Genomic DNA, 10,897 nt, shown 5'->3' on the forward strand with positions numbered 1-10,897 from the left:
GCCGATGCGCAAGAAGTAAGGCTCCGCCCCCCAACCCCAACCCCAACCCCAACCCTCCGATACCAGACCGGCATCTGCCACTCATAACAAGGGGGGCGAAGGTCAGATTGTCATTCAACGAGAAAGGAAACGGACCATGGAAGACGTCGTCATCGTTGCCGCCGCGCGCACTGCTGTTGGCAAGTTCGGAGGTGCCCTCGCAAAAGTCGCTGCACCTGATCTGGGTGCCACCGTCATCAAGGCCTTGCTGGAACGCGTCGGCATCAGTGGAGACATGGTCGACGAGGTCATCCTCGGCCAGGTACTGACCGCCGGCGGCGGCCAAAACCCGGCGCGTCAGGCGGTGATCAAGTCCGGCCTGCCGATCGGCGTGCCGGCTTTCGTTGTCGGCAAGGTCTGCGGCTCGGGCCTCAAGGCCACCCATCTGGCCGCGCAGGCCATCCGTTGCGGCGATGCGGACATCGTCATCGCCGGCGGCCAGGAGAACATGAGCGCTTCGCCGCATGTGGTGATGGGCTCGCGCGATGGCCAGCGCATGGGCGACTGGAAGATGGTCGACACGATGATCAACGACGGCCTGTGGGATGCCTACAACCACTACCACATGGGCACCACTGCCGAAAACGTTGCCAAAAAATACGGCATCTCGCGAGAGGAGCAGGATGCCTTCGCCGCTGCATCCCAGCAGAAGGCCGAGGCCGCGCAAAAGGCCGGCCGCTTCAAGGACGAGATCGTCCCTGTGGAGATCGTCAGCCGCAAGGGCAGGGTGGTGTTCGACACCGACGAATTCATCAAGCACGGCACGACGGCCGAATCGCTCGCCGGCCTCAAGCCCGCGTTCGACAAGGCAGGGTCGGTGACGGCCGGCAACGCCTCGGGGATCAACGACGGCGCTGCCGCGGTGCTGATGATGTCCGCGAGCAAGGCGAAGGCGCTCGGCCTCCAGCCGCTCGCCCGCATCGCCGCCTACGCCTCCGCCGGCCTCGAACCCACGATCATGGGCATGGGCCCGGTGCCCGCCTCGAAGCTGTGCCTGCACAAGGCCGGCTGGACGGCCGACCAGCTCGACCTCATGGAGATCAACGAAGCCTTCGCGGCGCAGGCCTGCGCGGTAAACAAGGAAATGGGCTGGGACACCAGCAAGATCAACGTCAATGGCGGCGCGATCGCGATCGGGCACCCGATCGGCGCATCCGGATGCCGCGTGCTGGTCACGCTGATCCACGAAATGATTCGGCGCGATGCACGCCGTGGCCTCGCCTCGCTCTGCATCGGCGGCGGAATGGGCGTCGCACTTGCCATCGAACGCTGAATCCAATCCTGAACGACGCGACTGAGGAGACGAACATGAGCAATGCACGTGTGGTGCTGGTTACGGGTGGCATGGGTGGCCTGGGTGAGGTCATCTCCACCAAGATGTCCGCGGCAGGTTACCGGGTGGCCGTTACGTATTCGCCCGGAAATACGAAACATGCGGAGTGGGTCGCCGACATGAAGGCAAGGGGGCACGACATTCTCGCTGTGCCTTGCGACGTCGCCGATCTCGAATCATGTACCAAGGCCGTGGCCGAGGTGCGGGAGAAGGTCGGCGAGGTCGATGTGCTGGTTAACAACGCGGGTATCACGCGCGACATGACCTTCAAGAAGATGGACAAGGTCAACTGGGACGCGGTGCTGCGTACCAACCTCGACAGCCTGTTCAACATGAGCAAGCAGGTGGTCGACGGCATGACCGAGCGCGGCTGGGGCCGCGTCATCAACGTGTCCTCGGTCAATGGCAGCAAGGGTGCGTTTGGGCAGACCAACTACTCGGCAGCCAAGTCCGGCGTGCATGGTTTCACCAAGGCGCTGGCGCTCGAGGTGGCGAAGAAGAACGTCACGGTCAACACCATCTCCCCCGGCTATATCGGCACGAAGATGGTCATGGCCATCCCGAAGGAAGTGCTGGACAGCAAGATCCTGCCGCAGATTCCGCTGGGGCGCCTCGGCAAACCGGAGGAGGTGGCCGGCCTGATCATCTACCTGGCATCAGAGGAGGCCGCCTTCGTCACCGGCGCCAACATCGCCATCAACGGCGGACAGCACATGCAGTGAGGTATGTGGGCCCGGGCTTCGCCAGCACACGCGCCACGTCTCCGAGTGCGATTGGCCATGGCGTCTGTCGGAGCTCATTCGGCTTGCTCGGCTTGAACGCACGCACTGCTTCGCCAAAAAAACAGAACAGGGAGAACCCGATGCAAACATCCATGGCTCATGGAACCACGCTTTGTGGAACCCGCGTGGCGCCCAAGTTCGCGAGAGCGCCGATACCGACAGCTCGAAGCCGCGGGCTGCGCAGCGAGGCTTGCCGCTCGGCGCAGCCGCGCCTGCAAGGTCAATCGATTGAGGAGTCGAAGCCATGAGTTTGTTGATCGGAATTCCAAAGGAAACCTTCGCTGGTGAAAAACGCGTGGCGTCCGTTCCCGAGGTCGTGGTGAAGCTCGTCAAGCTGGGTTTTGCCGTCGCGGTCGAAAGCAGCGCCGGAGAAGCGGCGAACTTTGCCGACGAGGACTACCGAGCCGCGGGCGCCGAGGTATTACCTGGCGCCGCCGACGTCTGGGCACGGGCCGACATCGTATTCAAGGTTCGCCCGCCTACGCTGGAAGAAGTCGCCATGCTGCGCGAAGGCGCGACGCTGGTCGGCTTCGTGTGGCCGGCGCAGAACCCCGAGCTGATGCAGGCGCTGCAGGCAAGACGCGCCACGGTGCTCGCCATCGACTGTCTGCCGCGGCAACTGAGCCGGGCGCAGAAGATGGACGCGCTGACCTCGATGGCCGGTATCAGTGGCTACCGTGCCGTGATCGAGGCGGCGAACGCCTTCGGCCGCTTCCTCAACGGCCAGGTCACCGCCGCCGGCAAGATCCCGCCGGCCAAGGTCTTCATCGCCGGCGCCGGCGTGGCCGGTCTCGCCGCCATCGGCACCGCGGCCAACCTGGGCGCCATCGTGCGCGCCAACGACACCCGCGCCGAAGTCGCCGACCAGGTGGTCTCGCTCGGTGGCGAGTTCGTCAAGGTCGATTACGAGGAAGAGGGCTCGGGCGGCGGCGGCTACGCCAAGGTGATGAGCGAGGGCTTCCAGGCCGCGCAGCGCGCGATGTACGCGCAGCAGGCGCGGGAAGTCGACATCATCATCACCACCGCGCTGATCCCGGGCAAGCCCGCGCCCAAGCTGATCACCGCCGAGATGGTGCAGAGCATGAAGCCGGGCAGCGTGATCGTCGACCTCGCGGCCGAGCAGGGCGGCAACTGCGAACTCACTGTGCCCGGCGAGGCGGTGGTGCGCCACGGCGTGACCATCATCGGCTACACCGACCTGCTCAGCCGCCTGGCCAAGCAGTCGTCCACGCTGTACTCGAACAACCTGCTGCGCCTGGCCGAGGAACTGTGCAAGGCCAAGGACGGCAACATCCTCGTCAATTTCGAGGACGACGCGATCCGCGGCCTCACCGTGATCCGGGACGGCGAGCTCACCTGGCCGGCGCCGCCGCCCAAGCTGCCGGCCGCGCCGGCCAAGCCCAAGGCCGCCGCCACGCCGATCGCCGCGCCCAAGGGCCACGGCCACGGCGCAGGCGAGCCGATGTCGGTGAAGTCGCTGGCCATCGTGTTCGGTGTCGGTGCGCTGCTGTTCCTGCTCGTCGGCCTGTACGCGCCGGCCAGCTTCCTGTCGCACTTCACGGTGTTCGTGCTGGCCTGCTTCGTCGGCTACATGGTGGTGTGGAACGTCACGCCCTCGCTGCACACGCCGCTGATGAGCGTGACCAACGCGATCTCGTCGATCATCGCGATCGGCGCGCTGGTGCAGGTGGCGCCGCCGCTGGGCGATGGCGCGGCCGACCGCCCCGACGGGCTGATCCTGTTCCTGGCCTTCTTCGCGCTCGCGCTCACGGCCGTCAACATGTTCGGCGGCTTCGCGGTGACGCGTCGCATGCTGGCGATGTTCCGCAAGTAAGGAGACGACAATGACCTCAAGCATGGCCACTGTCTCGTATATCGGCGCCACCATCCTCTTCATCCTCAGCCTGGGCGGGCTCGCCCACCCCGAGACCGCACGCCGCGGCAACCTGTTCGGCATGATCGGCATGGCGCTCGCGGTGCTCGCCACCGTGTTCGGCCCGCAGGTCAGCGCGGGCGGCATTCCCTGGATCATCATCGCCCTCCTGATCGGCGCCGGCGTCGGCCTCTACGCCGCCAAGACGGTGCAGATGACGCAGATGCCCGAGCTCGTCGCGCTGATGCACAGCCTGGTGGGCCTGGCCGCCTGCCTGGTGGGCTTCGCCAGCTACATCGACACCTCGATCGTGTTCCCCACCGCCGCCGAGAAGACCATCCACGAGGTGGAGATCTACATCGGCATCTTCATCGGTGCGGTCACCTTCTCCGGTTCGCTGATCGCCTTCGGCAAGCTCTCGGGCAAGATCGGCGGCAAGCCGCTGCTGCTGCCGGCGCGCCACATCCTCAACCTGATCGGCCTCGTGCTGGTGATCCTGTTCGGCAACTGGTTCCTGAACACGCACTCGACCGGCGCCGGCATGACGCTGCTGCTGGTGATGACCGTGATCGCGCTCGCCTTCGGGGTGCACATGGTGATGGCGATCGGCGGCGCGGACATGCCGGTGGTCGTCTCCATGCTCAACAGCTACTCGGGCTGGGCGGCTGCGGCCACCGGCTTCATGCTCAGCAACGACCTGCTGATCGTGGTCGGCGCGCTGGTGGGTTCCTCCGGTGCGATCCTGTCCTACATCATGTGCCGGGCGATGAACCGCAACTTCATCAGCGTCATCGCCGGCGGCTTCGGCACCGGCGGCGGCGCGCCCTCGGCCGCGGCGGCGGGCGCCGAGCCGGCCGGCGAGGTGCAGCCGATCAGCGCGGTCGAGACCGCCGAGCTGCTGCGCGAGGCCAAGAGCGTCGTCATCGTGCCGGGCTACGGCATGGCGGTGGCGCAGGCCCAGCACGTGGTGTGCGAGATCGTCAATGTGCTGCGCGGCCAGGGCATCAACGTGCGCTTCGCCATCCACCCGGTGGCCGGTCGCATGCCGGGCCACATGAACGTGCTGCTGGCCGAGGCCAAGGTGCCCTACGACATCGTGCTCGAGATGGACGAGATCAACGAGGACTTCCCGGACACCGACGTCGCCATCGTCATCGGCGCCAACGACATCGTGAACCCGGCTGCCCAGGAAGACCCGGGCAGCCCGATCGCCGGCATGCCGGTGCTGGAAGTATGGAAGGCGAGGACCTCGATCGTGATGAAGCGCAGCATGGCGTCGGGCTACGCCGGGGTCGACAACCCGCTGTTCTACAAGGAAAACAACCGCATGCTGTTCGGCGACGCCAGGAAGATGCTCGACGAGGTGCTGGGTGCGCTGAGCGCCTGATCGACAAGCCGTACCGACGCTGGAAGCGTCCGGATCGTCGCCCTGCGCACGCCGATCCGGACGACCGATACACAACAACTCAAAGAAATTGCGAAGGGAGACAAATCATGACGCTCGGCCTGCAAGCACTGTTGGCATTCATACCGATAGGTCTCTCCGGCCTCCTTCTCATCGGACTCGGGTGGTCGGCCAAGCGTGCCATGCCCCTGGTCTACTTCGTGACCGCGGCGATCGCGTTGCTCGCCTGGGGCGTCAGCCTCAACCGTATCGCAGCGGCCACACTCGAGGGGCTGATCATCACGGTCCAGGTGCTGTGGATCATCTTCGGCGCGCTGCTGCTGCTGAACACCCTGAAGCACTCGGGCGGCATCGCCAGCATCCGCAGCGGGTTCGCGCGCATCAGTCCTGATCGACGCGTGCAGGTCATCCTCATCGCGTGGTTGTTCGGATCGTTCATCGAGGGTGCGTCCGGCTTCGGGACACCGGCCGCCGTGGCCGGCCCGCTGATGGTGGCGGTCGGCTTTCCGGCGCTGTCGGCGGTGATGTTCGGGATGATCATCCAGTCGACGCCGGTCTCCTTCGGCGCCGTCGGTACGCCATTGATCGTTGGCGTGCAGGGCGGCCTTCAGCGCGAGGCGATGACCGCGGCACTGCAGGCGCAGGGGCAGGACTGGACGGCCTTCTTCAATCTGATCGTCGAGCGCGTCTCCTTGGGCCATGCCATCTGCGGCACGCTGATCCCCGTGTTCTTGGTAATGTTCATGACGCGATTCTTCGGTCGCAACAAGTCGTGGGCCGAGGCCTTGCCGATCGTGCCGTTCGCGCTCTTCTCCGCATTCGCCTTCACCGTCCCGTATGCCCTGGCCGGCCGCTTTCTCGGGCCTGAGTTCCCGTCCTTGCTCGGAGGTCTGCTCGGCCTTACCGTGGTATCCCTCGCGGCGCGGGCCGGGTTCCTGGTGCCGAAGAAGAGTTGGGACTTCGCCGAGCCGAAGGAGTGGCCGGCCGAATGGATGGGCACCTTCGAAATGAAGATCGACCAGAACACGAGGAAAATCCCCGTCTTCGTCGCCTGGCTGCCTTACCTGTTGCTTGCCCTGGTGCTGGTGCTCAGCCGCACGGTGGCACCCTTTAAGCAAGCGCTGCTGTCGGTGAGTTGGAGCGTACGCGACATCCTCGGCGAGCCGGGCATCAGCGGCAATTTCCAGCCCCTGTACCTCCCCGGCGGCGTACTGGTCGCCGTGTGCTTGGTGACGATCATTTTGCACAAGATGTACCTCCCTTCCTTCGGGAGGGCGGTCAAGGAATCCTCCACCACGCTGCTGAGCGCCGGCTTCGTACTGGTGTTCACCGTGCCGATGGTCCGCATCATGATCCAGTCCGGCGTGAACGCGAACGAGTTCGCGAGCATGCCGATCTCGATGGCACTCTGGGTGGCATCAGCGGTCGGGGACATCTACCCGATATTCGCCCCGACGGTCGGCGCTCTCGGGGCCTTTCTTGCCGGTTCGAACACTGTGTCGAACCTGATGCTGAGCCAGTACCAGTACAGCGTTGCGCAGGCACTGGGCGTCAGCGGCGCAACAATGGTCGCAGCGCAGTCCATCGGAGCGGCGGCGGGCAACATGATCGCGATCCACAACGTGGTGGCCGCGTCGGCGACCGTGGGGGTCATGGGGCGCGAGGGGCAGATCCTGCGGCGCACCATCATCCCGACGATCTACTACGTGGCTCTTGCCGGAATACTGGCGATGCTGTCTATGCATGTATTGAACTTGGGCGACCCCTTGCTGGGCGTGAAATTGCCGTGAGTAACTGACCGTTGTAAGCACTATTACCCGAACTCGGCAATATTGACCGTAGCTGTGTGATCGCGCTTTGTCGGCAAGAGCCCAGCGCGGGCAGGGCGTCACGACTGCGCTGGGTTCTGATCGAATGTATGGAGCGTACGACTATGACCACTACCCTCAAACAGATAGGTGCCTTCTCGTCGCCACCGCGTGTCGGCCTGTTCGTCACCTGCCTCGTCGATGCGATGCGCCCCAGCGTCGGTTTCGCCACGCTCAAGCTGCTGCGCGATGCCGGATGCCGTGTCGAGGTACCGGACGCGCAGACCTGCTGTGGCCAGCCGGCTTTCAACAGCGGCGACACCGCCGACGCGGCGGTGCTCGCCCGCCATTTCATCGAGACTTTCGAGGGCTACGACTACGTCGTGTCGCCTTCCGGCTCGTGCGTCGGCATGACGCGGGTGCACTACGCCGAGGCCCTGGCAGACGATCCCGCCTGGGCCGAACGCGCGCGCCGGCTCGGCGAACGCACCTACGAACTCATGAGCTTCCTGGTCGACGTGATGCACTTTGCGCCCGCCGACGTGAAGCTCGATACCAGCTTCACCTACCACGACAGTTGCTCCGGCCTGCGCGAGCTCGGTGTCCATGACCAGCCGCGCGCCCTGCTGGGCAAGGTGTCCGGGCTCACGCTGAAGCCGCTCGAGGGTAACGATGTGTGCTGCGGTTTCGGCGGCACCTTCTGCGTCAAGTACCCGGCGATCTCGAACGCGGTCGTCGGCGAGAAGGCCGACGCGATCGACCGCAGCGGCGCGAGCCTGCTGCTCGGTGGCGACCTCGGTTGCCTGATGAACATGGCCGGCAAGCTCAAGCGCAAGGGCTCGAGCGTGCGCACCTTCCATGCGGCCGAGGTGCTGGCCGGCATGGCTGGCGGCCCGGCCATCGGCGAGGAGCGCTGAGTCATGCAAGAAGCAACCCTCTCTTTCAAGGCGCGCGCCAAGGAAGCCCTGGCGGACCCGACGCTGAAGATCGCGATCGATCGCACCACCGGCACGGCCGAGCGCAAGCGCGCGGTGGCAATGACGCAGTTCCCGCAGTTCGATGCCGCTCGCGAGCGCGGCAAGCGCATCAAGGACCACGTCATCGCCAACCTCGACCATTACCTGCTCGAGTTCGAGCGCAACGCGATCGCCTCCGGCGCCAAGGTGCACTGGGCAAGGACCGCCGAAGAGGCCTCGCAGATCGTCGTCGCGCTGTGTCTCGAGGCCGGCGCCAAGCGCGTCACCCGCGTCAAGTCGATGCTGGGCGAGGAGATCGGCCTGCCCCACGCGCTCGACGAAGCCGGGATCGAGCGCGTCGAGACCGACCTCGCCGAACACATCGTGCAGCTCGGCGGCGACCGCCCGTCGCACATCGTGTGGCCGTCGATGCACCGCACGCGCGAGCAGGTCTCGGAGATGTTCAAGCGCCTGCACCGCGCACCGCACCAGGAAGAAACCATCGAGGCGATGGTCGACAGCGCGCGGCGCGAGCTGCGCGACAAGTTCCTCACCGCCGACGTGGCGATCTCGGGCGCGAACTTCCTCGTTGCCGACACCGGCGCCACCTGCACGGTCACCAACGAAGGCAACGCCGAACTCACCACCACCCCGCCGCGGGTGCACATCGTCACCGCCGGCATCGAAAAGCTCGTCCCCAGCACCGAGCACGCCTTCCTGATGCTGCGCCTGCTGGTGCGCTCGGCAACCGGCGCGGACGTCACCCAATACACCACCTTCCACTGCGGACCGAAGCAGACCGGCGATCGCGACGGGCCGGAAGAATTTCACATCGTGCTGGTCGACAACGGCCGCACCCGCATGCTGCGCGAAGGCATGAAGGAGATGCTGCGCTGCATCCGCTGCGGCGCCTGCATGAACCACTGCGTGGTGTTCCGCCAGTTGGGCGGCCACGTCTATGGCGGCACCTACCCCGGCCCGATGGGCGCGGTGCTGACACCGGTTTTCGATGGCCTCGAGTCGTCGCGCGACCTCCCGCACGCGTGCACGATGAACGGCAAGTGCCAGGAAGTCTGCCCGGTGGCCATCCCGCTGCCGACCCTGCTGCGCGGCTGGCGCGACCGCTCCTGGCGCGAGGGCCTGGAGCCGGCCACGGTCCGTTTTGGCCTGGGCATCCACACCTTCGTCGCATCACGCCCGCGGCTGTACCGACTCGGCACGGCGATCGCGATCCGGGTGATGCGCCTGTTCAGTCGCGGCGGCCTCGTGAAGGGAATGCCCGGCCTGGGCGCATGGACCGCCTATCGCGAGTTCCCCGCACCGGCAAAGCGCACCTTCATGGAGATGTACAAGGATCAGGAGAAAGGCCAATGAGCGCACGCGAAACCATCCTCAACGCCGTGCGCAGCGGCCTCGGCAACACCGCGGTCGATCCCGCGGCGGTACGCCGCGACGCGGATGCGCTGCTGCAGGATCTGCCGGCCATTCGCCCGCCGCTGCTGGCCGATGGCCTGGTGGACGCCTTCATCGCCCGCGTCACCAGCCCCAAGGTGGCCGCGACCGCCGAATGCATCGCCAGCGCGAGCGAGTTGCCGGCGGCGGTCGGTCGCTACCTCGAGGCGCTTGGGCTGCCCGCGGTGGTTGCGCTGCAGCCCGCTGCGCCGCTGCAGGGCCTGGACTGGTCCGGGTTCGAGCTACACGACCAGGTGGCACCCGACGAGATGATCGCGATCGGCGTTGCACGCTGGGGCATCGCCGAGACCGGCTCGCTGGTGTTTCACTCGGGCGCCGATACGCCGATCCTCGCCAACTTCCTGCCCCTGCATCACCTCGTCATGGTGCGCGCAGACACGATCCTCCCGTTCCTGGACGACTACGCCGCGGCCACCGCCGGCCAGCGCCCTCCTCGCAACGTCAACATCGTTACGGGTCCCAGCGGCACCACGGACATCGAGGGCAGCCTCGTGCTGGGGGCGCATGGCCCGCGTTTCCTGCACGTGGTGATCGTCGGAACGCCCGACAGCAGCGAATAAGTGAAGGCGTCGCACCAAGTCAGCTCTGTGCTGGTGCGGCATCAAGACGTCTCCACCCCAGTTTCATCGGCTCCCTCCTCCGGCCGGTGAAAACGAGGCGGCGCCGATGGGCTCCCCCCCCCCATGCAACAGGCGCCGCCTCACCTCTCCCCCGACAAATCCGATTGAAGGCGTAGCGATCGATCAAGACCGGAGCCGTCCCGTGTGTTGGCATCCGCAAGATGCGGGCGCGCCGCCAACCTTTCCTTTTCCCGAAGAGCGATGGGGGGACGAATCGGGTCAAACCTCGATGCTGATTTCCTCTCGCCCGTCACGCCGAGGAATGGCAGGTTGATGCCATGTTCTGCTGACTCCCCTCAGCAACATGCCCAGGTAGCCATGATCCCCGAGGCTACGGCGCGGTTCCGGCCGCGTTGATCACACCAGTTCGCACCGACATCCATGCGCGAACGGCCATCGCCTGTCGATGGCGATGTCACCAAGCTGCTCCATCAACCCACGCGGGGGTTCCACACCTCCCGCGCTTGGGTCCGGTGTGTCTCCGCCTCATTGTTCTCAGGAGATTCACCATGACCACTTCCAACGAAAAGTCCTACTTCGATCTGCACATCACCGTAACCGGTCACTGAGCGGCGTCCTTCTCCAGCCTCCGTCCGCGCGGAACAATC

The 10,897-nt window shown here is 65.8% G+C and carries 8 protein-coding genes; all 8 read left to right on the plus strand.

The features are described 5' to 3' along the window. Positions 1-136 precede the first annotated feature (136 nt). Positions 137-1,312 carry an acetyl-CoA C-acetyltransferase gene (locus tag PLC66_RS21145; RefSeq protein ID WP_324544173.1) on the plus strand — a complete coding sequence of 392 codons (1,176 nt, stop codon included), beginning with the start codon at positions 137-139 and terminating at the stop codon, positions 1,310-1,312. A 35-nt stretch (positions 1,313-1,347) separates the two neighbouring features. Beyond that, positions 1,348-2,094, plus strand: coding sequence for an acetoacetyl-CoA reductase (phbB, locus tag PLC66_RS21150; protein WP_051174623.1), 747 nt, complete (start codon positions 1,348-1,350; stop codon positions 2,092-2,094). Positions 2,095-2,398: 304 nt separating this feature from the next. Then, positions 2,399-3,988 carry a Re/Si-specific NAD(P)(+) transhydrogenase subunit alpha gene (locus tag PLC66_RS21155; protein ID WP_324544174.1) on the plus strand — a complete coding sequence of 530 codons (1,590 nt, stop codon included), beginning with the start codon at positions 2,399-2,401 and terminating at the stop codon, positions 3,986-3,988. A gap of 10 nt (positions 3,989-3,998) precedes the next feature. Next, on the plus strand, positions 3,999-5,414 hold the full coding sequence (gene pntB, locus PLC66_RS21160; protein WP_324544175.1) for a Re/Si-specific NAD(P)(+) transhydrogenase subunit beta: 1,416 nt from the start codon (positions 3,999-4,001) through the stop codon (positions 5,412-5,414). A gap of 107 nt (positions 5,415-5,521) precedes the next feature. Beyond that, the gene (locus PLC66_RS21165) at positions 5,522-7,222 is read left to right on the plus strand and encodes an L-lactate permease (protein WP_324544176.1); all 1,701 of its coding nucleotides are present in this window, start codon (positions 5,522-5,524) and stop codon (positions 7,220-7,222) included. A 143-nt stretch (positions 7,223-7,365) separates the two neighbouring features. Further along, the gene (locus tag PLC66_RS21170) at positions 7,366-8,157 is read left to right on the plus strand and encodes a (Fe-S)-binding protein (RefSeq protein WP_324544177.1); all 792 of its coding nucleotides are present in this window, start codon (positions 7,366-7,368) and stop codon (positions 8,155-8,157) included. Positions 8,158-8,160: 3 nt separating this feature from the next. Beyond that, the gene (locus PLC66_RS21175; RefSeq protein ID WP_324544178.1) at positions 8,161-9,570 is read left to right on the plus strand and encodes a lactate utilization protein B; all 1,410 of its coding nucleotides are present in this window, start codon (positions 8,161-8,163) and stop codon (positions 9,568-9,570) included. After that, positions 9,567-10,229, plus strand: coding sequence for a LutC/YkgG family protein (locus PLC66_RS21180; RefSeq protein WP_324544179.1), 663 nt, complete (start codon positions 9,567-9,569; stop codon positions 10,227-10,229). Before PLC66_RS21175 ends, PLC66_RS21180 begins: the two co-directional genes overlap by 4 nt. The last annotated feature ends 668 nt before the right edge of the window (positions 10,230-10,897 follow it).

The organism is Thauera sp. (genome assembly GCF_035444905.1).
Lineage (GTDB): Bacteria > Pseudomonadota > Gammaproteobacteria > Burkholderiales > Rhodocyclaceae > Thauera.

What these genes read in the sequence shown, in the direction of transcription:
- PLC66_RS21180 (WP_324544179.1), top strand. Translation starts at nt 9,567, where the DNA reads ATGAGCGCACGCGAAACCATCCTCAACGCCGTGCGCAGCGGCCTCGGC.
- PLC66_RS21155 (WP_324544174.1), top strand. Translation starts at nt 2,399, where the DNA reads ATGAGTTTGTTGATCGGAATTCCAAAGGAAACCTTCGCTGGTGAAAAA.
- PLC66_RS21175 (WP_324544178.1), top strand. Translation starts at nt 8,161, where the DNA reads ATGCAAGAAGCAACCCTCTCTTTCAAGGCGCGCGCCAAGGAAGCCCTG.
- phbB (WP_051174623.1), top strand. Translation starts at nt 1,348, where the DNA reads ATGAGCAATGCACGTGTGGTGCTGGTTACGGGTGGCATGGGTGGCCTG.
- PLC66_RS21170 (WP_324544177.1), top strand. Translation starts at nt 7,366, where the DNA reads ATGACCACTACCCTCAAACAGATAGGTGCCTTCTCGTCGCCACCGCGT.
- pntB (WP_324544175.1), top strand. Translation starts at nt 3,999, where the DNA reads ATGACCTCAAGCATGGCCACTGTCTCGTATATCGGCGCCACCATCCTC.
- PLC66_RS21145 (WP_324544173.1), top strand. Translation starts at nt 137, where the DNA reads ATGGAAGACGTCGTCATCGTTGCCGCCGCGCGCACTGCTGTTGGCAAG.
- PLC66_RS21165 (WP_324544176.1), top strand. Translation starts at nt 5,522, where the DNA reads ATGACGCTCGGCCTGCAAGCACTGTTGGCATTCATACCGATAGGTCTC.